Raw genomic sequence first — 23,069 nt, 5'->3', positions numbered from 1 at the left:
CGCAATGAATCGAACTGGATACCACGGCATCCCACGGTGGATCTACGTGATCGCCGTTGCGGGCGGTCTGCTGGTGATTCTTCCCCTGCTCGCGATGCTGGTGCGCGTGAACTGGTCCCAGTTCCTTCCGCTCATCACGTCGGAATCGTCGCTCGATGCGTTGGGCCTGAGCCTGAGGACGTCAGCAGCAAGCACCCTGTTGTGCATCGTGCTTGGTGTGCCGTTGGCCCTTGTCCTGGCCCGCGGGGAGTTTCCCGGGCAGAGGCTGCTGCGCTCCTTGGTGCTGTTGCCCCTCGTGCTGCCGCCCGTCGTCGGAGGTATCGCGCTGCTCTACACCTTCGGGCGGCAAGGTTTGCTGGGGAAGTCGCTCGAAATGGCCGGAATTCAGATCGCGTTCTCCACTACCGCCGTGGTGCTTGCACAAACATTCGTGGCCTTGCCGTTCTTGGTTGTCAGCCTCGAAGGCGCCCTGCGGACTGCGGGAAGCAAGTATGAGGCCGTGGCGGCGACCCTGGGCGCGCGGCCAACCACCGTCCTGCGCCGCGTCACACTGCCCTTGGTCCTGCCGGGGCTCGCGTCGGGCGCCGTTTTGTCCTTCGCGCGCAGCCTCGGAGAGTTTGGCGCTACCTTGACCTTCGCCGGCAGCTTGCAAGGCGTCACGCGCACTCTTCCCTTGGAGATTTACCTTCAGCGCGAAACTGACCCCGACGCCGCCGTCGCTCTGTCTCTGGTTTTGGTGGCGGTGGCCGCGGCAGTAGTTGGCCTCAGCTACGGTCGACGCCCCAGCAACACTGGCGCAAACGCCCCTGCGGACGTCCAGCCATGACGTTTGAACTGGAAGCGAGCCTTATATCCCGCAACTTCGAGATGTCAATCAAGCTTTCCGATGGCGAAACGCTAGCCATTCTCGGTCCCAACGGCGCCGGAAAATCAACTCTTCTTGGGGTGATTTCGGGCCTTCTGCGGCCAGATTCCGGGAGTGCACAGATTGGCGGCCGGCAGCTTTTTGACCTCGACGGCGGCAATCACCAGTGGAACGCCCCGCACCTGCGCGGCACTGCGCTGCTCGCTCAGGAGGCACTGCTGTTTCCGCACCTGAACGTGCTGGACAACGTCGCCTTCGGGCCCCGCAGCAAGGGCACAGCCAAAGCCGCGGCCCGCGAAACCGCCCGGCTTTGGCTGACTGAGGTGGACGCCCTTCATCTGGAGTCCCGCAAACCAGCAGAGCTGTCCGGTGGTCAGGCACAGCGTGTGGCCGTTGCTAGGGCGCTCGCCACGGAGCCCGAGTTATTGCTCCTCGATGAGCCGATGTCGGCCCTGGATATCCATGCCGCACCACTGCTGCGCCGCGTCCTCAAACGGGTCCTGGATGGACGCAACGCCATCATCGTCACGCACGACGTCCTGGACGCCTACATGCTCGCCGATCGCGTCATTGTCGTGGAGAACGGGCGGATTTCCGAGGAAGGCCCAACCCGCCAAGTCCTCGAACGCCCTCGGAGCCACTTTGCGGCCGGGCTTGCAGGACTGAACCTCGTCAGCGGAATCATCTCCGAGCAGGGAATCACGACGCCGGATGGCCGGCTTTTCGCCGGACACCACGATCCGGAGTGGTCACCTGCACTCGGCCAGGCAGGCGTGGCGGCCTTCCCGCCGTCGGCCGTTTCCGTTTTTCTTGGCGAAGTGCACGGAAGCCCACGCAACTCCTTTCCTGTCACCGTCAGTGACTTGGAGCCGCACGGCGACCAGATCCGCGTCAGGGCGGGCGGACCGGGCGCGGGGAAGCGCGGCACATTGTCCGCAGACATCACTCCTGCTGCCTCTGCCGATCTCGGCCTGGCACCGGGCGTGGACGTGCGGTTCGTCGTGAAGTCCGCGCTGGTCTCGATCTATCCGGCGTGAGGCCAGCCCCGCCTGGTTGGCAGTTACATGCCTGGAATGTCCAGGGCCTCGTCGACCTGGATGCTGGCTCCGGGCATCATCAGGTGCGGGTGGCCCTCCAGGAGAGCAAGGGCGCCGTCCATGTTTTCGGCCTGGAGGATGGTGTACCCCGCTACGCCTGTGTTGGTATCGGAGACACCTGAGTTTGCCACTTCCTTACCTCCGCCCAGAGGCGTGCCAAGATCGATGATCCCGTCGCCGGCCTTGTTGGCCCAGTCCATCCAGACTTTCATGCCTTCGGCTGCTGACTCGGGGGAGGCTTCTTCCATTGCGGATTCGGCGGACTGGGGAGCGGTGTAAAGCGCCACGTACTTAGTCATGTCGTGTCCTTTGTTGCGGGTATTTGTTAGTGGTTCCACCCTGTCACTGCCTGATCGTAGACCCCTGTTATTCACATAGCCATGGTTTCGTCTGGACAGGTGTTTCGCCGTGGGCAAACATGGAACACATGGGCCACAAAGCAAAGTTGAGCGTAGTAGACTCAACTTTGAAAGTATTGGTCTTACTCCAGAAAGGGAGCTTTCGTTGGACGTCAAATTCACCACCAAAAGCCAGGAGGCCCTTTCTGCGGCCGCCATGAATGCCTCTACTGCCGGCAACCCGCAATTGGAGCCAGCACACCTGCTGAAGGCCCTCATGGACCAGCGCGAGGGCGTTGCTGTTGCACTCCTGCGCGCCACGGGTGCCGATCCTGATGCCGTGAGCGTTCAGGCCAGTTCGGCCATCAAGTCGCTGCCGTCCTCTTCGGGCAGCTCGGTCCAGCAAGCCCAGCTCTCCCGGCAGTCCATGCAGGCCATCCAGGCTGCCCAGAATGAGGCCGACAAACTCGGCGATTCCTTTGTCTCTACTGAGCACCTGCTCTTGGGGCTTTCGGCTGGCAGTGACACGGTTGGAAAGTTATTGCGCGACGCCGGTGCCTCCCACGAAGCACTGCTTGCCGCGCTGCCGGGTGTCCGGGGCGATCGAAAGGTCAACTCGCCGGATCCCGAAAATACGTTCCAGGCCTTGGAGAAGTTCGGCACGGACCTCACTGCTATTGCCCGCTCAGGGAAGCTGGACCCGGTCATTGGGCGTGACAGCGAAATCCGTCGCGTGGTTCAGGTCCTGAGCCGGCGCACCAAGAACAACCCGGTACTGATTGGTGAGCCTGGCGTAGGTAAGACCGCGGTAGTCGAGGGCCTCGCCCAACGCATGGTTGCCGGCGACGTCCCGGAGAGCCTCCGCGGCAAGACCCTCATTGCCTTGGACATGGCCTCCATGGTTGCGGGCGCCAAATACCGCGGTGAATTCGAGGAGCGGCTCAAAGCGGTTCTGGAGGAGATCAAGAACTCCAACGGCCAGATCGTCACATTCATCGATGAAATCCACACGGTAGTTGGAGCTGGCGCAACGGGCGACAGCGCGATGGATGCGGGCAACATGCTCAAGCCGATGCTGGCCCGCGGCGAGTTGCGGCTCATTGGTGCCACCACCCTGGACGAGTACCGCGAAAACATCGAGAAGGACCCTGCCTTGGAACGCCGCTTCCAGCAGGTTTACGTGGGCGAGCCGAGCGTCGAGGACACCATCGGCATTCTGCGCGGCCTCAAGGAACGGTACGAGGCCCACCACAAGGTGGCCATCGCCGACTCTGCCCTGGTGGCAGCTGCAACCCTGTCCAACCGGTACATCTCGGGCCGTCAGCTCCCGGACAAAGCGATCGACCTCGTAGACGAGGCCGCGTCACGGCTTCGGATGGAGATTGACTCAGCGCCGGAAGAGATCGATCAACTCCGCCGTTCCGTCGATCGCCTCACCATGGAAGAACTGGCCCTGCAGGGCGAGACTGATCCTGCATCCGTTGAGCGGTTGGCTGCCCTTCGCGCTGACATGGCGGACAAGAAGGAAGCACTCAGGGCCCTCAACGCCCGTTGGGAAGCTGAGAAGGCCGGACTCAACAGGGTTGGTGACCTCAAAGCCAAGATCGACGAACTGCGGTCAGCCGCCGAAAAGTACCAGCGCGAAGGCGACCTTGAGTCGGCGTCGCGGATACTTTATGGCGAGCTGCCTGCCCTCGAACGTGAGCTCAATGCGGCTGCTGAGGAGGAATCCGCGCGCGGCGACGCAAAGCCCGAACTCATGGTCGCAGAGGATGTGACAGCAGACGACATTGCGGAGGTTATCTCGGCGTGGACCGGCATTCCCGCTGGGCGCATGCTGCAGGGTGAATCACAAAAGCTGCTGCACATGGAGGAGGAACTCGGTAAGCGCCTGATCGGCCAAACCAAGGCCGTACAGGCAGTTTCGGACGCCGTTCGTCGTGCACGCGCGGGCATCAGCGACCCCAACCGTCCCACGGGCTCGTTCCTGTTCCTTGGCCCCACCGGCGTCGGCAAGACCGAGCTCGCAAAGGCCTTGGCAGACTTCCTCTTTGACGACGAACGGGCCATGATCAGGATCGATATGTCCGAGTACGGAGAGAAACACTCCGTTGCGCGTTTGGTAGGTGCACCTCCGGGATACGTCGGCTACGAGGAAGGCGGTCAGCTGACAGAAGCCGTCCGTCGCCGCCTATACTCTGTTGTGCTGCTCGACGAGGTAGAGAAGGCCCATCCAGAGGTGTTCGACATCCTCCTGCAGGTTCTCGACGACGGCCGCCTCACAGACGGTCAAGGGCGGACGGTGGACTTCCGCAATACGATCCTGGTGCTGACGTCCAACTCCGGAAGCCAGTTCCTGGTGGACCCGTCCCTGGATGCCAAAGCCAAGCGTGATGCCGTCATGGCCGTGGTACAGGCCTCGTTCAAGCCAGAGTTCCTGAACCGTTTGGACGAGATCGTGCTGTTCGACCCCCTGTCCGTCGAGGAGCTGGCCCGGATCGTGGAACTTCACGTTGCCGAACTCACCAAGCGTCTGCGGGACCGCCGCTTGACCCTCGAGGTGAGCGACGGAGCCCGCGCCTGGCTCGCCATGTCCGGCTATGACTCGGCGTACGGCGCGCGGCCTCTGCGACGTCTCGTCCAGCGCGAAATCGGAGACCGCCTGGCCAAGGAGATCCTTGCCGGAACGATCACCGATGGCGACACCGTCTTGGTGGATACTGCGGCCGACGTCGATGAACTCACCATTGAGGGATTTGAGTCGCTGACAGGTCCTGACGGCGGCCCGTCTGTGGGCACTGGGCTACTGGTTCGGAAGAAGTAGGTCGGCGGGCTACTTATTGAGGAGGTCTTCCTTGATGGTGTTGCCCGAATCCACAACGATGAAGCAATCAACGCGGCGGTCGCCCCGATCCCAACTGGTGGTGCTTGGGTAGACGTTCTGCTGGAGCAGTACGTACTTATCGGCCGCCGCGTGATTCAGCTTTACGTCGCCGCAGACTTCACGGCCCTTGTCCTTCAGCGCGTTCGTGCCGGGGAAGGAATCGTCCGCTGGGTATGTGTGGACGGCGCCCAGTTGGGCTGAATGCTCGGTGTCACAGGGCACGGCCCGGGCTTTGGATGCGTTGGGGTCGAAGTCGGCAAAGCAATCGCCTACCTGGAAATCCTTGGCTTCTGTATCCCGCGGTAATGGGCCAAGGCTTGCCGTGGGGCTCGGGGTAGACACAACAGCCTGAGGCCGTGTACCCAACAGGTTCAGCAGCACCCAGATCACGACGCCGATGAGCACCAGGACACCGACCACGATTGCGCCGATGACAAAACGCTGGCGTTTTACCGGATCCCTGTGCGGGGCGGGTTGGGGCTGCTGGAGGGGATCCCCTGTCCGGGAGGGATCCCCGGGCTGGCCGGGGTACTCTGGCTGGCCGGAGTAGTCTGGCTGGCCGGGCTGCTCCCGCTTGCCGGGGTGCTGGGACTGATCGGAGTATGCCGGCAACGCAGGATCAGGCTGGTCGCTGGGATTAGGTACGAAGTCCGGATCAAGGTCCGGTGCAGGATCAGGCTGCAGGCCTGAAGCCTCGGGCTGTGTTTCCGAGGCTTGTTTCGGCTGCACACCTGGGGCCTGCTTCGGCTGCACACCTGGGGCCTGCGGCGGCGTGGGCGGTACCCTGGGCGCAGGTGGCACCCCGGCCTCTCCTTTATCGCGTTTTTCGCGCGGTGAATCATCACGTGGTGGGGTGTTGTCCTCGCTCATATCCCGGAGTCTGCCTTCCTGCTTTGGAGCCGCATTGAGGCAGACTCTACCCAATTTTTTGGTGTATTGGAGGTGGTGGGGAGCGGTTTGGACCGTAGTTGTACCCGATGCAGGTCCGGGGTGGCACGCAGGCACCCTCGAAAGCATGTAATCTAGACATACGACAAATTGACCAAACATTCCGGGGCCTCACCGATAGCCAAGGTGACCACCTCCGGTCCAAGTACAAAAGGGGGTCACGCCATGGGGCGCGGCCGTCAAAAGGCAAAAGCTACCAAGCAGGCTCGGGACATCAAGTACTACTCCCCGAACACTGACTACTCGGCACTTGAGCGTGAGCTCACGGGCCCATCGAGTCGTGTAAAGAGCCACTTCCCCGAAGATCCCCCGGAGCCGGACTACTCGGCTTATGAGGACAAGTACGCGGAAGACGATGACGACGAGGTAGACACCCGCCGTATCGGATAGCTGTCGCAAACAATCGGTGCCTCTGGCACTGACTTGCGTACCGCCGTCGTACATTAAGGTCGTCGCGCATCTTCGGATGCCGAATATCTCTGAAAGAGGCCCGCAGGGCACGCCATTCATTGGCGTACCCTGCGGGCCTTTTTTCGCATCAGTACCACTGGGGTAATGCGGCCCACGTCTGGCGCAAGCAGTGGAAGCGCCATAGCGTAGTCCCCATGGACTCCGACGCGGGGTCAGTTAGGGCCCATTTCAGGCCTCAACATGGGCCACAAGTGACCCCGCGTTGCTAGGAAAGGGAGCGGCATGCCGGCGGTCGAGAGTTACAAGCAGGGGACACCATGTTGGGTGGACCTGTCCTCCACCGACGTCGAGGTTTCCCGGAGGTTTTACAGTGAGCTCTTCGGCTGGGAGCTGGATCCCATGGACGCCGGCAACGGCCTGACTTACTACATGGCAAAACTCCACGGCCGGAACGTTGCCGGCATGATGCAGCAAATGCCGGATGCGCCGGAGGGAATGCCGTCCTACTGGGCCAACTACATTGCCGTGGACTCAGCGGATGAGGCAGCGGAACGGGCTGTGGCGGCAGGCGGGTCGATCTTGTTCGAGCCTGACGACGTGCCGAATGGCAGCGGACGGATGTTCTTCGCCATAGATCCCACGGGTGCACAGATCGGCTTCTGGGAAGCTGGAACGCATCCCGGATCCGGTTTGGTCAACGAGCCTGGCGCCATGATATGGAACGAACTACAGACGGACGACGTCCCCAAGGCCGTGAAGTTCTACGAGGCCGTCACGGGGTGCAGCAGCGAAACCACACCCGCTGGAGATCTTCAGGAGTACACCAGCCTGCTCGTGGAAGGAAAGCGGATTGCCGGTGCCCTCAAGCTGCCCATTGAAGGACTCTCGCCGTTCTGGATGACGTATTTCGGCGTCGAGGAGGTAGATACTGGAGTGGAGCGGGCCGTTGAGCTTGGAGCGCACGTAATCGCTCCGGCTTTCGATGTTCCCGGTGTCGGACGAATGGCTGTGCTCATGGACCCCGCCGGCGCCGCATTCAGCATCATGACAGGACTTGCCGCATGACTTCCCGGACGCATTATTCAAGCGGTGAACCCTGTTGGGCCGATCTGCAGACCCCGGACGTACCCGCAGCCAAGGAGTTCTACGGCAAGCTGTTCGACTGGACATTCACGGACCTCCCTACACCTGACGGTCGCAGCTACGCTCAGGCCTTTGTTGGCAAGGACCTGGTGGCGGTCATCGCTCCGCAGAACCCCATGCAGGAGGCTGCGGGCAAGCATGGACAGTGGAACATCTACCTCGCTGCAACGGACGCCGAGGAGATAGCGGAAGACGCCGTCCATGCTGGTGGGAAGCTCGAGTTTGGCCCGGAGCAGGTTGCCGATACAGGCGTCCTGGCGTTCATCGAGGCGCCCGGCGGCGGGACAACGGGGATCTGGCAAGCGGGCACCCACATTGGAAGCCATCTGTTCAATCAGGCCGGCGCCTTGGCCTGGGCTGAGCTGCTGACTCCGGAACCGCAGGCCGCCATCGCTTTTTTCCAGCAGCTTTTCGGGCATGAAGTCACCGAATATCCCCAGGACGACGGCGGCAGTTACAGCACGCTGATGGTCAAAGGCGAGGAGGTGGCCGGGATTGTCCCTGCCGAAGAGGGGGAAGAAGCCGGTTGGCAGATCTATTTCGGAGTGGCGGATGTTCGTCAAGCCGCCGAAGTAGCGGTAGCCGCGGGTGGAATCGTGCTTGTGGAGCCGGAAGACAGGCCAGAAGCAGGATCTCTGGCTACTATCCGGGATCCCCAGGGCGGCGTTCTCAGCTTGATCCAGATCTGAACAGCAAAAACAAAAAAGAGCGGCCGGGCAGTTGAGATCAACTGCCCGGCCGTCTTTAACTAAGAGGAAGCGCGCCTATGCGTAGGCGTTCACCAAACGTACGGCACCGCCGTCGACGCCCTTGGCACCCTGGACGTAGTCCGGGCCTGTCTTGTCGATCGAGTCAGAATCTGCAGTAACCGTACCCATGATCCAGGACGGCAGGCCGCGCTCGTTGAGGCGTGCCACGGCTGCGTCAGCGGCTTCCGGGGACACGATTGCCACCATGCCGACACCGAGGTTCAGCGTGCGCTCAAGGTCGGCGAGCGGCACATTGCCAAGCTCGGAAACAAGCTTGAAGATAGCCGGCAGTTCCCACGTGTTGCGGTCAACAGTGGCAACCAGGCCCTGCGGGAGGACACGCGCCAGGTTGGCTGCCAGGCCACCACCGGTGACGTGGCTGAACCCGTGGACGGCCTGGCCGGCTGAGACCGGGAACGTGCGGGCGAGGTCCAGGCAGTCGGCTGCGTAGACGCGCGTGGGCTCCAGGAGCTCTTCGCCAAGTGTGCGGCCGAGCTCGGAAACCTGGCGATCCAAGGCCCAGCCAGCGTGGTTTATGACGCGGCGGACCAAAGAGTAGCCGTTGGAGTGCAGGCCCGAGGAGGCCATGCCAATCACGACGTCTCCGCCGCGGACCCGGTCCGGACCGAGCAAGGCGTCAGCTTCGACAACACCGGTAGCGGCACCCGCGACGTCGTATTCGTGCTCACCTAGCAGGCCCGGGTGCTCAGCGGTCTCGCCGCCAACCAGGGCGGTGCCGGCAACGGAGCAAGCAGCTGCGATACCGCGGACAATGTCCGCAATGCGCTCGGGGACAACCTTGCCGCAAGCGATGTAGTCCGTCATGTAGAGGGGCTCGGCGCCAACCACCACGATGTCGTCCACGACCATGCCCACGAGGTCGAAACCAATCGTGTCGTGGATGTCCATGGCCTGCGCAATAGCAACCTTGGTGCCCACACCGTCAGTTGACGTGGCCAGCAGCGGCTTCTTGTAGGTCAGCAGCTTCGAGACATCGTACAAGCCTGCGAAACCGCCGACGCCGCCAATCACCGAGGTGTTGTGGGTCGCCTTCACGGCATCCTTCATGAGCTCGACTGCGCGGTCTCCCGCTTCGACGTCGACACCCGCGGAGGCGTAGGTGATGCCCGTTGAATTCGGGGTGCTTCCAGCGGCGGGGGTTGCGGAGGTCATACAGACTCTTTCTTGTCGGCGTCGGTCAAACGATCAGCGTCGGTCAGCAGGTTCTCGAATTCGGCATCCGGGCCAGGATCGCAGCCCGTAGCGCCGGGCTTCTCGGCCGGATCCTCGGAGTCGTCCACTGAGAGGGACTCAGCAGCGGGCAGTCCGCCGAGATCCGTGCGCTCCAGCAGGTTCTTGCCCAGCTTGTCGGCATGCGGCAGCTCAATCGGGTACTGGCCGGTGAAGCAGGCGGTGCAGAGGCGTTCGCGCGGCTGCTGGGTTGCGCCGATCATGCCGTCTTCGGAGATGTAGGCCAGCGAGTCGGCTCCGATTGCCTGGGAGATTTCCTCGATCGTGGCGCCGTTGGCAATCAGCTCTGCGCGGGAGGCGAAGTCGATGCCGTAGAAGCAAGGCCACTGGACCGGGGGAGAGGAGATCTTCACGTGGACAGCAGCGGCACCTGCTTCGCGGAGCATCCGCACGATGGCGCGTTGCGTGTTGCCACGGACGATCGAGTCATCCACAACAACAACGCGCTTGCCCCGGATGACGGATTCCAAGGCGTTGAGCTTGAGGCGTATACCCAACTGGCGCAGCGTCTGCGATGGCTGGATGAAGGTGCGCCCCACGTAGGCGTTCTTGACGAAGCCATGAGCGAAGGGGATGCCGGACTGCTCCGCATAACCAACTGCGGCGGGGGTGCCGGATTCGGGAACTGGAATGACGATGTCGGCCTCGTGGGTGTTCTCGCGGGCCAACTGGCGGCCCATCTCAACACGGGCTTCGTACACGGAGCGGCCGGCGATGGCAGCATCCGGACGGGCAAGGTAAACGTATTCGAAGACACAGCCGGCAGGCGTTGCCTCGGCGAAACGCTGGGAGCGGACGCCGTCCTCATCGATGGCAATGAACTCGCCGGGCTCGATCTCACGGATGAAGCTCGCACCAACTGTGGCCAGGCCGGCTTGCTCCGAAGCAACAACCCAGCCACGCTCCAGGCGGCCCAGACACAGCGGCCGGATGCCGTAGGTGTCGCGGGCGGCGTAGAGCGTTCCTTCGTCCATGAAGACGAAACAGAAGCCACCCTTGATCTTGGGCAGCAGCTCCAACGCGGTCTGCTCCAGGGTTTTGCCCTCTTCGCCCTCAAGGAGTGCGGTCACCAAGGCGGTGTCCGAGGTGTTGCCCTGCTTCATCTCACCGGTCAACTGGCCATCATTGCGCTGAAGGATCATTTCCCGGAGTTCAGCGGTGTTGGTCAGGTTGCCGTTGTGGGCCAAGGCAACCGTGCCGGTCGCGGTTGCGCCCAAGGTGGGCTGCGCATTGGCCCAGTGGCTTGCACCAGTGGTGGAGTACCGGCAGTGGCCAACGGCCAGGTGCCCGGTGAGGGTGTTCAGGGTCGTCTCATCGAAGACCTGGGACACGAGGCCCATGTCTTTATAGACGTTGATGCGCTTGCCGTCACTGGTAGCAATACCAGCCGATTCTTGTCCGCGGTGCTGCAGCGCATACAGCCCGTAATAGGTGAGTTTTGCTACTTCTTCACCGGGAGCCCAGACCCCAAAGACGCCACAAGCGTCCTGAGGGCCTTTTTCGCCGGGGAGAAGATCATGAGAAAGTTTTCCGTCGCCACGTGCCACTGGTCGATTGTCTCATGTTGTGGCCGTGGTAAGTTCCCGCTCCGGCTTTGTGACCCCGCGAACAGGCTTCATTTGGCAAAAATGCGGTGTGTCTCACAACAGCACCCCCGAAAGAGGTGCGTCGGGCTGCCTGCCTAGCGACCGCCGTCGTGCTCTGGACCCTCATCCGGAACCGAATCCGGGACGGCTTCCACTACGGCACGCTTGGACCGCTTGACGCTGATCCGGTCCAGAACCAGGGCGAGGATCGAGAACAGGATGACGCCTCCGGAAACGCAGGCCACCAGGAAGAAGCCGAAGACGGTGCTGGCGTCGAAGGCGGGGTCCGCGGGACGGCCATACGCGATGAAGGCGGCGGCGATTGCACCCACAATGGCACCGAGAATCATGAACGGAACGAACTTGGGTGCGCGGCGAACTGTGATTTCGCGGCGGGCAGTGCCGTTTCCGGATTGGGCGTTGGTGTCCTCAGAAGCCATGCCTTCAAGCCTACCGTTCCTCGCCGAGGTGGCAGTTAATGCCAATGTCCTCGCTGAACATTGGCATTAACTGCCACCTCGGCGTTGAATCAGCTACCGCGGTACGTCGAAAACGCGAACGGGCTCAGCAGCAGCGGCACGTGATAGTGCTCGCCGGCGTCCGAAACCGTGAAGTTCAAATCCACTTCCGGGAAGAACGTTTCCGTGCCGAGGCCCTCGTAGTAGGTGCCTGTGGCAAAGTTCAGACGGTAAGCGCCGCCCGGAATCCGCTCCGGACCGAGGTCCTTGATACGGCCGTCGGCATCGGTCTCGCCCTTTGCGATCAGAGTCCAGTTATCGCCTTCGCGGACGTAGAGTACGACGGCGACCCCCGCCGCCGGGCGACCGGAACCGGTATCCAGGATGTGCGTGGTTACCTGTGAAACACTCATGCATTTTCTCCTTCGCTGATCACGCCTGAGAGTCGCAGCAATGCGATCTCCCGCAGCTGGCCAGCCACAATTGCGTCTTCTTCTTCGGGGGTGTGGGTGAGGCGTTCCTGAAGGGAACTCAGGATCTCCTGCGCGCTGCGTCCTGCCGCGCGGATCAGGAAGACCCTGCCGAACTTCTCTTCGTAAGCATGGTTCCCCTCGGCGAGGGCGGCGGCTGTGCCGTCGTCGCTGGGGTCCACTCCGGATTGTTCCGAACGGGACATGGCCGCCTCGGTGGTCTGGGCCTTGGGTCGTTCGCCGATCCGGGGGTGGTGGGCGAGCGCGGATTCCACCTCTTCCGGCGTGAACGGCTCGGCGGCTTGGCGGGCCTGACCCAGCAGTTCGTCGACGCTCGTGAAGGGTCGGGCGTCGGCGACGTCCTCAACCCAGCGGCTGATATCCAGGCAAGGGGTCAGGGTCCTGATGGCCTCGTCCCGGTCAACACTGTTGAATACTGCAAGCTCCATGCTTGTCATCCTCGTGCAAATGCTGGCATCCATGGTGTGGGCTATGCGGAACTCCTACCTTTTAGCAGGAGGAAGCTTGCTTCTCATTGCTTCCGCATCATGGAACTGTTATTTCAGCATACGTAAATAGTTAAGCCGAGCACTTGCTCTGGTGTCAAGAGAGTACCGCGTCGGGGCGCCGCGTTCTCACAGTGAGGTAGAGGCGGTGCGCCGTAATGACCAAGGCAAGCCATGCTATGCCGAGAGCCCACGCGGCCAGGACATCTGTGAGCCAGTGGTGTCCGAGGTAGACGCGGCTCAAGCCCGTGGTCGCGGCAAACGCTGATGCAAGGACGACGGTGATGATTCTGGCCTTGGCCGTTTTGAGGCGAAGAATGATCAAGTAGGCCACGATTCCTGCGATCACGATGGAATTCAGGGAGTGGCCGCTGGGGAACGACGGCGAGTGCTCGTACGGAGGAATGGCGTCCGCGAGGTCAGGGCGGGTGCGGCCAAACAGAGGCTTGCCCAGAATCGTCATCAGCAGTGAGCCCAGGCCCGCTGTCAGCATCAGGATGACAGGAGTCCAAGAGCGGCGCTTCGTGGCCAACGCAATCATGATCCCCACCGCGATGATCGGCATGCCAACCGTGCCGCCAACATTCGTGTAAGCGGTGATGGCAAGGTCCACTGCAGGGGAGCGAACGGTCTTGGCTGCGTCAAGGACAGGGTGGTCGAGGCCCGCGACCCCGTCGGCTTCGGTGACCGACTCGTAGACCTCGCCGAAAGCCACTGCGAGGGAGACGGCAATGAGAAGTCCCACAGCCAACGTGATGATCAGCGCTGCGTAAGGGCCCAGAAGTTTGGTGATTCGTTGTGCAGCCCCCGCCAGGACACGGCCAATCCGGGTGTTCCACCTTGTGAGATCTTGTCCCGCAACGAATCGGTCTTGGGTTACCTCGCCGCGGACGCCCTTCTCTGGCTGCTCATTTCCTTCAGTCGTCACCCTTGTCCCCTCACTGTGGCGGCTGTCCCCTTACCGTGGCGGCCTCCGCATTGATGAGTAACCTTAGCAGTTTGGGCTTGGAGGCTCGGGGCTTGGAGACTCGCACCGCACGGCACCCTGGGGCAGAATGACGAGAACCAGCTGAAGGAGTTCGCACATGCCCGACATTCTGACGTCAAGGTTCCTGTTCGGTCCCGGTCCGAGCAACTGCTACCCCGAGGCCATGGCTGCACTGGCCTATCCAGTGCTCGGCCATCTGGATCCGGTCTTCATCGAACGCTTGGACCGTACATGCGAGGGTTTGCGGGCTGTCTGGGGTACTTCGAATGCGCGCACGCTCCCGTTGAGTGCCACAGGTTCGGGCGGCATGGAGGCCGCTTTTGTGAACACCGTGTCCGATGGCGATGTGGCGGTGATCGCTGTCAATGGACTTTTTGGGGCGCGAATGTGTGAGGTCGCCCGGCGGTGCGGGGCAAGTGTCGTTCGGGTCGACCACGAGTGGGGCCAGCCGGTGGATGCAGATCGGGTGCTCTCGGCCCATCCTCATCCGAAGGTGATTGCGGCCGTCCATGCTGAAACGTCCGTCGGCGTCCTCTCCGACATCGCTGCGCTGGGGGCAGGAAAGGGCGACGCCTTGCTGATCACCGACGCCGTGACGTCCATCGGCGGACTGGAGCTCTTGGCAGACGACTGGGGGATCGACGTCGGATATGCCGGGACTCAAAAGTGCCTGGGCGTTCCGCCAGGGCTTTCGCCATTCACCGTGTCCGACCGCGCGTTTGAGCGTCGCGTCAAGGATCCGCGCTCGTGGTACCTGGATATCGGCCTGCTCGGCGGCTACGTCGGGGCTGCCAGCGGTGCCCGTACGTACCACCACACGGCGCCGGTCACCATGATCGCCGGTCTCGAAGCCGCGCTCGACCGCATCCTCGCCGAGGGGCTCGACGTCGTCCAAGCCCGCCACCGCGCTGCCGGCGCTGCCTTGCAGAGCGGCCTGCAGGAGATGGGACTTGAGCTGTTCGCGGCCGAAGGCGCCCGACTGCCGAGCCTCACCACCGTGAAAGTGCCCGACGGCGTCAACTCGGCCGCCGTCCGCGCTTACCTTCTGGAGAACTTCAGTATGGAGATCGGTTCCGGGGTGGGCGAGTTCACGGATACGGTCTGGCGCATCGGAATGATGGGGCCGAACGCGAACCGGGCGTCGGTGACTTTGGTGTTGGGCGCGTTGAAAGAGGCCATCGACAAGGCGTAAGTGAGAGAACGTTCCGGGAAATCGGCGATTATGTGAGAGAACGTCAGTACTTCGGATGCTCTCGCAGATCGTGACCGGTTTGGGCCGATGCTCTCGCAGATCGTGATTGGTTTTGGCGGTTGCGCCGACCATCAATGGTTACAGGTGCCTAGCGTCTTACGATGGGCAGAACACACCGCGCCCGCGATCACAGGCGCCGGGTGTGAGAGAGCATCGCCGGAAAGGCCGGTGGATGTGAGAGAAGGTCAGGTTTCGCGGGTCAGGATCCAGGTGTTGGTTCCGTCTTGGCGTTCGAAGGTTACGGTGGTCACCAAGGCTTCGATGAGAGCAAGACCGCGTCCGGATTCGGCGTCCTCGTCCGGCATGTTGGCCTGCATGTCCTCGGCGAAGGGCTCGCGGGCGTTGTAGGCACTGACGCGCGCCTGAAGGCGGCTGGGCCGGACGCTGATGTCCACACCCATCTCCACGGGCTTCTCGGCCACGGGAAGGGCATGTTGCACGATGTTGGCGGCGGCCTCAATGACGGCGGTGGTGAAGGTCATCCGGTCCATGTCCGGGACGAAGGAGGCGTCGTCCCACAAAGCATCAAGCTCGGCATGGATGGCTTCGATGGCTTCTTCGTTGGACAGGCCGCGGAATCCCCTGCGTGCGATGACCTCAGTCATTTCCGAACGCCTCCTCGGCTGAGGAGTATGCGGTGAGAACGCGGTCCATGTTGGTCAGTTCCAGGACCATTTTGACCTGTGGCTGCACACCCGAGATCCGCAAATCGCCGCCTGCCTGACGAGTCGCTTTGAGGCAACCGATGAGGGCTCCGAGGCCCGAGGAATCCATGAAGTCGGTCTCTTCAAGGTTCACCACAACGCGACTGGACCCACCCGCCACAACCTCGGCCACTAGTTCGCGCAGCTTCGGAGCGGCCACCATATTCAACCGGCCGACGCTCTTCACCTCCGCGTAGGAGTCTTTGACCTCGTAGCTAAACTGCATCAGCATTCCTCTCTTCGGAGACTTCAGGAACAAATCCCTTGTACAAAACAGCCTTGACCAGCACGCTGAGGACCACCAGATCGTAAGCTACCCACGCTACATTCACCAGGGTTCCGAGGGGCTCCGACAGGCCAGAAAGAAGCCGCGCCAGCCCGACAACGAGAGCAACGGCCAGCAACACAGCAACGATGATCTGGGGACGAATCAGGCTCCAGCTGGGGCCGCCACTCTGCCGGGCCTTGGGGGTGACGGCGAACCCGAGGGGACGGCCGAACCAGACGTTACGTGCCGCCGTCGTGCAGGCCTTGATCCAGGTGGGGAACAGCGCGAGGCTGTACTGCTGCCCGCGCCAGGTGGGGATCCCGTGTCCGGCGATCACAAACAGCATCTGGTTTACCACCATGAACGGGATGAAACGGGCGAAAAACTCGAGGCTCAGGCTGCTGACGGGGAGGATGCCGAGCGTCAGGTAGATGATGGGCGCCGCAAAGTAGACGACGGCCGCGAAACCGCTCAGGTAGCTCCACATGGTGGAGAAGTACATGAGCCGCTGGCCCCACGCGAGGCGGCGTTGGACCAACGGGTTCTCGCGCAGGAGGACCTGCATGGTGCCTTGGGCCCAGCGAAGGCGTTGGGTCAGCATGGTTTTGATGTCCTCGGGAGCCAGGCCGTTGGCGAGGACTTCGTGGTGGTAGACGCTCTTCCAGCCAAGGGCGTGAAGGCGCATCGCCGTAGCCATGTCCTCAGTGACGGAGATGGTGGCCAAGGGCATGATGGGCTGGGCTTCGTCGGTTCGTTCCACGGAGATGGCGTCCAGGACTGCGTGAACGGACTCGAGGGCGCCCAGCGGAGACCAGTCGCGTCCGGACATGCGGTCGACGGCGTCACTTGCCACTGTCGTGACGCCAGACTCGCCGACGTGGGCCAGTTCCATGGCAGCGATTTCTTCGAGGTCGGATTGGAGCGCTGAGAAGTCGGCGGCCACGAGCGTGCGAACGGCGTCGTCCACTTTGCGGCGTACGCGGTACGTGATCTCGCTCAGGGATGCCCCGGCTTCGAGCTCCTGCTGGGCGCTTTCGGTGGCGGCTTCCACCTCGTTGAGCATTTGCTCCACCAGCGGGTTCTCCGCCTCTGCCGAACGCCGGGCCTTCTTGATGGCAGACCGCGACGCAGCCAGAGCACGGCGCACACTCTTCTCCGTGGCCTTGACGTATCCCACCAAACCAAGCTGCATGAGGGCTTCCCGGCGCAGGATCGCATTGGAGCCGCAGAAGAACGCCGCGTTCCAGCCGTCCTTGCCCTGCTGGATCGGGCCATAAAAGAGGGGTGCTTGGCTGCCCAGGGGATCGTCGGCGGGAACGTTGATGAAGTACTGGGGCGTCTGGACCAACGCCACGCGGTCATCGTTGAAGTAGCCCAGCGTCTTGTCCAGGATGTCCGGCTCCGGGATCTGGTCGGCGTCGAGGATCAACAGGTATTCGCCCGACGTAATCATGAGCGCGTTGTTCAGGTTGCCGGCCTTGGCGTGCCGCGGCATGTCCGGCGTCCAGTCGGCGCCGCGGGTTACGTAACCGATCCCGTTCGACTCGGCGAGCTCGCGCATCTCAGGTCGGTCGCCGTCGTCCAGAATCCAGGTACTGTGCGGCCAGCGTATGCCCTTGGCGGCGAGGGCGGTGGTCATCACCAGGTCCAGCGGCTCGTTGTACGTGGTGATGAAAACGTCCACCGTCGCGTTATCCGGCGCCGCGGGCGGTGGCTTGCGAATCTTCAGGTTCCAGACCGTCAGGCCGAATAGCATCACGTCAATAAGGCTGTACGTCTCTACAATCACCAGCGGAACAGCGATCCACCACGCTTCCCAATTCAGGGAAGCCAGCCAGCGCCACGCGACGTAATTCACGCCCAGAATGACCGTTAGGACAACACAAAGCCGAGTCCAGAATCGCGTCACGTTCCCCCCTTTTGTGTGACTAGTGCCGGATTGTCTGAGCTACTCCGCTGTGGTTGCCTTCCAGCCCAACATCCCGGCCAACCTCACGCCGTCGATGAACCACGACGGCAGTCACGTCATCTTCCGCTGTGTCCGCCGGTGCAAGCTCCAGCAGGGCAGCACAGACCTCGTCCGAGGTGCCCCTGCTCCTCGCCGCCTTCTCTACGTTCCTCACGAACTCTTCAAGGGAATCGTGAGCGTCGAGGACGCCGTCGCTGACGATCACGAGGGAATCGCCCGGCTCCAGCTGTAGTTCCGCGGCCGGCCATTGCTGTTCTTCCAGTATCCCGACAGGTGGCCCGGCGGATACCAATCTCCGTGCCGCCCCCTCGGCCGGAACGTGCAGAGCGAGTCCATGACCGGCGTCGATATAGCTGAGCTTGCCCGAGGCACTGTCCAGGCGAGCATGGAACATGGTCACGAAGGACCCGGACTGGTCCAGATCGGAGGTCAGTGTGGCGCTGGCGGACTCGAAGGCGTCAGCAATTGCAGGGGTGTCCGCCACTGACCGCATGACGGCGCGGACAGTGGCCGCTATCAAGGCCGCGCCCATGCCCTTGCCCATGGCGTCGGCGAACGTCAGGTGCATCCCGTCGCCGGTCTGGTACCAGTCGTAGAAGTCCCCACCCACGCTGCGCGATGGGCGGAAGGCACCAGCGACGTCGTAATCCTTCAGCCGGACAGTTTCCTGCGGGAGGAGGCTCGTCTGCACAACCGCAGCGCGGGCGAGTTCGTCAGTCTGACGGGTGTCCTCGGCGGGTGCAGCGGGTGTTCGGGCCCGGCGGAAAAGTGCACGGATGCGGGCCTGCAGTTCCTTGGGGCTGAACGGCTTGTTGACGTAATCATCCGCTCCGGTGTCCAAACCGTTGAGCCGGTCAATCTCGTCGGCACGGGCGGTGAGCATCAAGATGTAGGCGTCCGAGAACTCCCGCAGGCGCCGGCAAACTTCCATGCCATCGATGTCCGGGAGGTTGATATCCAGCGTCACCAGTTCGGCGTTGGTGTTGCGGACGGCCTCGACGCCGGAAAGACCGTCGGGCGCTTCCGTCACCACAAAATCGAGCTGCTCAAGGACCAAAACGAGGAGGCCACGGATATCGGCGTCATCTTCTACGACTACAGCATGGCGAGGGGACGCGGTTGAGACCATGGCTCCATTAACTACTGCCGCGGGCCTTTTGTCACGTTTAGTAAAGAGACGTGTAACGCCCGCTCACAATCATGGGCGGGCGTTACAAAAATTGTGCAGTTATGTGCGAGAGGGATTCCCTTAAAGCCTCAGGATGTGAGAGAAGGACGTCCCTAAAGCCGCGGGAAGTGAGAGAGGGTTAGACGCCCAGCAGCTCTTCCTTCAGGGCCTGGACATGGCCCTGGGCGCTGACCTGGTACTGGGTGAGCTTGACGGTGCCTTCGCCGTCGAGCACAACGGTGGAACGGACCAGGCCTTCGACGATCTCGCCGTCAACCAGCTTCTCGCCCCAGGCGCCGTAGGCGAGGGCCACGGCGTGGTCCTCATCGGAGAGCAACGGGAAGGTCAGCGCAAATTCACCAGTGAACTTGGCGAGGGCCTCGGGGGCGTCAGGGGAGATCCCGATGACGTCGTAACCGTTGCCCTGCAGGCTTGCGAGGTTGTCGCGGAAATCGCAGGCCTCGGTGGTGCAGCCGGGGGTGGCTGCTTTGGGGTAGAAGTACACAATGACGTTGCGTCCGCGGTAATCGGACAGCGAGACCTTGGTGCCGTCGGCGTCGAGCAGCGCGAAGTCAGGTGCTTGCGTTCCGACGAGGAGTTTCTGGGTCATGGCGATCCTTTGCGTTTCACCGGCTTGCAGCCGGCATTGGTCATTCAAGAAAACGGATTGTCTAAAGACAGAACAGCGAAGTCAGATGCTGTATTCCGCAGGTCCGCGCACTGTGGCATAAGGCCCTGGCACGAACTGGTAGCCGCCACCACGAACGGTGGCGACAGTGTGGCGGGCGCTTCCAAGCTTCCGCCGCACCCTTCCAACATAAACGTCAATGGAGCGAAATGCCGCGCCGGGGAGATCAAATGACTCCAGAAAACGTTGCAATTCTTCACGACTAATGGCGCGCGAGCAGTTCACCACGAGGTAGCGCAACAGCTTGTATTCCATGCCAGTAAAGGCAACCGGCTCGCCGTCGAGCAGCACTACTTCAGCGGCGAGGTCGATTGCAAGTTGACTACGACGCCCGGCCAACATGACGGGCTCGACGGCGGTGCTGCCGCCGCTTATGGTCTGGCCCCCGCCAACGGACATATCATCCTCGCGTACGGAGGTGATTCGTCCGTTGGAGGGGGAATTTCCGTCTGCGAGAGCCTCGGCGAGGGACAGGGAAGGGTGGTTACCGGCGTCGGCGGCTTCCTGCGGAGTGCCGCCCCAGGAAGTATCGCCGACGCCGGAGTGTTCTGCCCCGATGGCGGGCCAGATGCGGACTTCCGCCTCCGGGGCAAGTTTCATGGCGCGGGCCAGCACAAGGCGTGCTGCCCGTTCCCAGACTGCTGGATCCATCTCGTCGCCCTCGGCCGGGTTGACCCAGAGCGCGAGGCCCCGCGCACTTAGGCCGGGCTGTGCGCTCACTCCCGGTCGCCGGCCCGTAACGCCCCGGACGGGACGTGTGGGCGGCGGCCCGTAGGCACTGACTGCCATGGCGGTGGACCCTAAACGTTGCCGCGGCGGAGCAGCTTGCCGCCGGGGTTCTGGCCGTCGATCGGGGTGCCGCGCAGGTACGTCTTGCGGACGACGCCGGCCAGTGGGCGGCCGTCGTAGGGCGTGATCGGGTTCTTGTGCTTGAGCTTGGTGACGTCCACAACGAAGGCTTCGTCCGGCGCGAAGATGGAGAAGTCGGCGTCGTAGCCGAGGGCGAGCTGGCCCTTGTTGTGCAGGCGGGCCAAGGCGGCGGGCTTCTCGGCCATCCAGGATACGACCTGTTCCAGCGGGATGCCGCGGTGGCGGGCTTCGGTCCAGATCAGGGACAGGCCCAGCTGCAGCGAGGAAACGCCGCCCCATGCCACTGCGAAGTCGCCGTTCTCCAAGTCCTTCAAATCCAGTGTGGAGGGGGAGTGGTCCGAGACGATGCAGTCGATGATGCCGTCCTGCAGGCCCTTCCAGAGGAGCTCGCGGTTGGAGGCCTCACGGATGGGCGGGCAGCACTTGTAGGCGGTGGCGCCGTCGGGGATTTCTTCGGCCATGAGCGTCAGGTAGTGCGGGCACGTCTCAACGGTGAGGTTGACGCCGTCGCGCTTTGCCGAGGCGATCATCGGCAGCGCGTCCGAGGATGAGAGGTGCAGGATGTGGGCGCGGGCGCCGGTCCAGCGGGCGCGTTCGATGACCTCGGCGATTGCCTTGTTCTCGGCGCCGCGGGGGCGGGAAGCGAGGAAGGTTTCGTAGTGGTCGCCGCCTGGGTGCGGTGCGCGGTCGATCGCGTGGGAGTCCTCGGCGTGCACGATCATCAGGGAGTCGAAGGACTTGAGCTCAGCCATGTCCTCTTCCATCTCATCCGCGTCAAGGTGCGGGAACTCGTCCACGCCGGAGTGCAGGAGGAAGCACTTGAAGCCGAAAACGCCTTCGTCGTGCAGCGGGCGGAGGTCGCCCTTGTTGCCCGGGATGGCACCGCCCCAGAATCCGACGTCCACGAACGCCTGGTCCTTGGCCACAACGCGCTTCTGCTCCAGGCCGTCCACGCTGGTGGTGGGCGGGATGCTGTTCAGCGGCATGTCGATGATGGTGGTGACGCCACCGGCGGCTGCGGCGCGCGTGGCGGAGGCGAAGCCTTCCCACTCGGTGCGGCCGGGCTCGTTGACGTGGACGTGCGTGTCCACGAGGCCGGGGATGAGGGTTTCGTCGTCTGCGAGTTCGATGACCTCGTTGCCCGTCAGGCCGTTGCCCAAGGGTTCAATGGCGACGATGATGCCGTCGCGGACACCAACTTCGCGCGCTGCGAGGCCGGCAGTGGTCAGGATGCGCTGGCCCCGGATAACGAGGTCATAGGCGCCGATTGCTTCAGACATTGAGGTACTCCTTGTTTTCGGTCCGTTCCGCCAGGTACACGCCTATGTGCTTACCTAATTGTTCAAGCAACGGACCGGCTTCAGCGATACATTTCTGGACATCAGTTTCCATGTCGGTCAAAGCGTGGACCGTGTGGAAGCCGGCATCCGTGAGTTGTTCCCGGCTCAGGGTACTCCGGCCGCAGACTGCGATCACGGGGACCCCGGCCTTCTGTGCTGCGCGGGAGACGCCCATGGGGGTCTTGCCGAGCAGGCTTTGTTCGTCCAGGCTGCCTTCTCCGGTGATCACCAGATCGGCGCCCTTCAGTCTCTGTTCAAGGTCAGTAAATTCAAGCACGACGTCGATACCCGGCCGCCGCTCAGCGTTCAGTGCCGCGATGGCAATGTAGCCAACGCCGCCTGCTGCTCCAGCGCCTTCTGCCTTGGCGGCGTACTTGGCGTGCTGGCCTGTGGTTGCTGCGAGCACGTCCACGAAGTGGCTTGCTGCTGCGTCGAGCGAGGTGACGTCGTCCGGCGTCGCGCCCTTCTGCGGACCGAAGATGGCTGGGGCTCCGCTTGACCCCAAAAGGGGATTGTCGACGTCGGACGCCAACACGAACTCCGTTGCCTCGATACGGACGTCGAAGTTGGAGAAGTCGATGCTGTCTACTTCAGCGAGAGCCGCACCGCCGCCGGGGAGCTCGTTGCCGTCCTTGTCCAGGAACACGGCGCCGAGACCCTGAAGAACTCCAGCGCCCGCGTCGGTGTTGGCGCTGCCGCCCACACCCAGGATGATCTTGCGGCAGCCGAGGTCCATCGCGGCGCGGATGAGTTCGCCCGTGCCGATGCTGGTGGCGTTACGTGCTGTTTCACTCGTGGGGCCGTCCGGCAGGAGTGCGAGGCCTGAAGCAGCCGCCATTTCGATGACTGCTTCCTGGTCCCGCACTGCGAAGTCTGCCTTCACCGGTTCGCCCAACGGGCCGGTGACGGCAGTGGTCCGGCGGGTGAAGCCCGAGCCGATGGCGGCGTCGATGGTTCCTTCGCCGCCGTCGGCGACCGGAATGCGTGTTGCCTCGAGCCCGGTTTGTCCGAAGCCTGCCAGCAATCCTGTTGCGAGATGCCTGGCGACGTCGGGCGCGGACAGCGAGCCCTTGAATTTGTCCGGGGCGATGACAACACGCATTCCGGTGCCTCCTT

At 62.8% G+C, this 23,069-nt stretch carries 23 protein-coding genes; 7 read left to right on the top strand and 16 right to left on the bottom strand.

Going from position 1 to position 23,069, the window contains the following annotated elements; all coding sequences use genetic code 11:
* Nucleotides 1-4: 4 nt before the first annotated feature.
* Nucleotides 5-826: an ABC transporter permease gene (locus tag VUN82_21670; GenBank protein ID XAS71661.1), complete on the top strand. Its 822-nt coding sequence runs from the start codon at nt 5-7 to the stop codon at nt 824-826.
* Complete coding sequence (locus VUN82_21665; protein XAS71660.1) at nt 823-1,902, top strand: ATP-binding cassette domain-containing protein; 1,080 nt, start codon at nt 823-825, stop codon at nt 1,900-1,902. Before VUN82_21670 ends, VUN82_21665 begins: the two co-directional genes overlap by 4 nt.
* A gap of 23 nt (nt 1,903-1,925) precedes the next feature.
* Here the strand turns inward: VUN82_21665 and VUN82_21660 are convergent, their stop codons facing one another.
* A complete protein-coding gene (locus VUN82_21660) occupies nt 1,926-2,261 on the bottom strand; it encodes a hypothetical protein (GenBank protein ID XAS71659.1) in 336 nt (111 codons plus the stop codon).
* Between the two features lie 205 nt (nt 2,262-2,466).
* Between VUN82_21660 and clpB the strand changes: the two genes are divergently transcribed.
* Nucleotides 2,467-5,124, top strand: coding sequence for an ATP-dependent chaperone ClpB (gene clpB, locus VUN82_21655; GenBank protein XAS71658.1), 2,658 nt, complete (start codon nt 2,467-2,469; stop codon nt 5,122-5,124).
* 9 nt (nt 5,125-5,133) lie between these two features.
* On the opposite strand, the gene VUN82_21650 is transcribed toward clpB, so the two are convergent.
* Entirely contained in the window at nt 5,134-5,913 is a 780-nt protein-coding gene (locus VUN82_21650) for a septum formation family protein (protein ID XAS71657.1), read from the bottom strand.
* 384 nt (nt 5,914-6,297) lie between these two features.
* On the opposite strand from VUN82_21650, the gene VUN82_21645 reads away from it, so the two are divergent.
* The 3 genes from VUN82_21645 to VUN82_21635 all read left to right on the top strand — a co-directional run bounded on the left by VUN82_21645 (nt 6,298) and on the right by VUN82_21635 (nt 8,375).
* Entirely contained in the window at nt 6,298-6,522 is a 225-nt protein-coding gene (locus VUN82_21645) for a DUF3073 domain-containing protein (GenBank protein ID XAS71656.1), read from the top strand.
* 303 nt (nt 6,523-6,825) lie between these two features.
* Nucleotides 6,826-7,608 carry a VOC family protein gene (locus VUN82_21640; protein ID XAS71655.1) on the top strand — a complete coding sequence of 261 codons (783 nt, stop codon included), beginning with the start codon at nt 6,826-6,828 and terminating at the stop codon, nt 7,606-7,608.
* The gene (locus VUN82_21635) at nt 7,605-8,375 is read left to right on the top strand and encodes a VOC family protein (GenBank protein ID XAS71654.1); all 771 of its coding nucleotides are present in this window, start codon (nt 7,605-7,607) and stop codon (nt 8,373-8,375) included. The genes VUN82_21640 and VUN82_21635 overlap by 4 nt, the downstream gene beginning before the upstream one ends.
* Nucleotides 8,376-8,450: 75 nt before the next feature.
* Here the strand turns inward: VUN82_21635 and purM are convergent, their stop codons facing one another.
* The 6 genes from purM to VUN82_21605 form a co-directional block, all read right to left on the bottom strand.
* A complete protein-coding gene (gene purM, locus VUN82_21630) occupies nt 8,451-9,608 on the bottom strand; it encodes a phosphoribosylformylglycinamidine cyclo-ligase (GenBank protein XAS71653.1) in 1,158 nt (385 codons plus the stop codon).
* Nucleotides 9,605-11,233, bottom strand: a complete 1,629-nt coding sequence (purF, locus tag VUN82_21625) for an amidophosphoribosyltransferase (GenBank protein XAS71652.1) — start codon at nt 11,231-11,233, stop codon at nt 9,605-9,607. The genes purM and purF overlap by 4 nt, the downstream gene beginning before the upstream one ends.
* A gap of 134 nt (nt 11,234-11,367) precedes the next feature.
* Nucleotides 11,368-11,712 carry a hypothetical protein gene (locus tag VUN82_21620; protein XAS71651.1) on the bottom strand — a complete coding sequence of 115 codons (345 nt, stop codon included), beginning with the start codon at nt 11,710-11,712 and terminating at the stop codon, nt 11,368-11,370.
* Between the two features lie 89 nt (nt 11,713-11,801).
* Nucleotides 11,802-12,143: a hydroxyisourate hydrolase gene (gene uraH, locus VUN82_21615; protein XAS71650.1), complete on the bottom strand. Its 342-nt coding sequence runs from the start codon at nt 12,141-12,143 to the stop codon at nt 11,802-11,804.
* Nucleotides 12,140-12,649, bottom strand: a complete 510-nt coding sequence (uraD, locus tag VUN82_21610; protein XAS71649.1) for a 2-oxo-4-hydroxy-4-carboxy-5-ureidoimidazoline decarboxylase — start codon at nt 12,647-12,649, stop codon at nt 12,140-12,142. Before uraD ends, uraH begins: the two co-directional genes overlap by 4 nt.
* A 154-nt stretch (nt 12,650-12,803) precedes the next feature.
* Nucleotides 12,804-13,634 (bottom strand): phosphatase PAP2 family protein, encoded by an 831-nt coding sequence (locus tag VUN82_21605; GenBank protein ID XAS71648.1) that lies wholly within the window; start codon nt 13,632-13,634, stop codon nt 12,804-12,806.
* Between the two features lie 157 nt (nt 13,635-13,791).
* Between VUN82_21605 and VUN82_21600 the strand changes: the two genes are divergently transcribed.
* On the top strand, nt 13,792-14,886 hold the full coding sequence (locus VUN82_21600; protein XAS71647.1) for an alanine--glyoxylate aminotransferase family protein: 1,095 nt from the start codon (nt 13,792-13,794) through the stop codon (nt 14,884-14,886).
* A gap of 245 nt (nt 14,887-15,131) precedes the next feature.
* Here VUN82_21600 and VUN82_21595 read toward each other — a convergent pair whose 3' ends face one another.
* The 8 genes from VUN82_21595 to VUN82_21560 all read right to left on the bottom strand — a co-directional run bounded on the left by VUN82_21595 (nt 15,132) and on the right by VUN82_21560 (nt 23,055).
* Nucleotides 15,132-15,551: an ATP-binding protein gene (locus VUN82_21595; GenBank protein XAS71646.1), complete on the bottom strand. Its 420-nt coding sequence runs from the start codon at nt 15,549-15,551 to the stop codon at nt 15,132-15,134.
* Nucleotides 15,544-15,876 carry an STAS domain-containing protein gene (locus tag VUN82_21590; protein ID XAS71645.1) on the bottom strand — a complete coding sequence of 111 codons (333 nt, stop codon included), beginning with the start codon at nt 15,874-15,876 and terminating at the stop codon, nt 15,544-15,546. Before VUN82_21590 ends, VUN82_21595 begins: the two co-directional genes overlap by 8 nt.
* Nucleotides 15,866-17,827, bottom strand: a complete 1,962-nt coding sequence (locus tag VUN82_21585) for a glycosyltransferase family 2 protein (GenBank protein XAS71644.1) — start codon at nt 17,825-17,827, stop codon at nt 15,866-15,868. Before VUN82_21585 ends, VUN82_21590 begins: the two co-directional genes overlap by 11 nt.
* A 19-nt stretch (nt 17,828-17,846) precedes the next feature.
* Nucleotides 17,847-19,016, bottom strand: a complete 1,170-nt coding sequence (locus VUN82_21580; protein ID XAS71643.1) for a SpoIIE family protein phosphatase — start codon at nt 19,014-19,016, stop codon at nt 17,847-17,849.
* Nucleotides 19,017-19,194: 178 nt separating this feature from the next.
* Complete coding sequence (bcp, locus tag VUN82_21575; GenBank protein XAS71642.1) at nt 19,195-19,665, bottom strand: thioredoxin-dependent thiol peroxidase; 471 nt, start codon at nt 19,663-19,665, stop codon at nt 19,195-19,197.
* Nucleotides 19,666-19,746: 81 nt separating this feature from the next.
* The gene (locus VUN82_21570; protein ID XAS71641.1) at nt 19,747-20,532 is read right to left on the bottom strand and encodes a winged helix-turn-helix domain-containing protein; all 786 of its coding nucleotides are present in this window, start codon (nt 20,530-20,532) and stop codon (nt 19,747-19,749) included.
* A gap of 11 nt (nt 20,533-20,543) precedes the next feature.
* The gene (allB, locus tag VUN82_21565) at nt 20,544-21,893 is read right to left on the bottom strand and encodes an allantoinase AllB (GenBank protein XAS71640.1); all 1,350 of its coding nucleotides are present in this window, start codon (nt 21,891-21,893) and stop codon (nt 20,544-20,546) included.
* Nucleotides 21,886-23,055: a glycerate kinase gene (locus VUN82_21560; GenBank protein XAS71639.1), complete on the bottom strand. Its 1,170-nt coding sequence runs from the start codon at nt 23,053-23,055 to the stop codon at nt 21,886-21,888. Before VUN82_21560 ends, allB begins: the two co-directional genes overlap by 8 nt.
* Nucleotides 23,056-23,069 lie beyond the last annotated feature (14 nt).

The organism is Micrococcaceae bacterium Sec5.1, assembly GCA_039636795.1.
In the GTDB taxonomy this organism is placed as follows: domain Bacteria; phylum Actinomycetota; class Actinomycetes; order Actinomycetales; family Micrococcaceae; genus Arthrobacter.
This window is presented reverse-complemented; position numbering and strand designations above follow the sequence as displayed.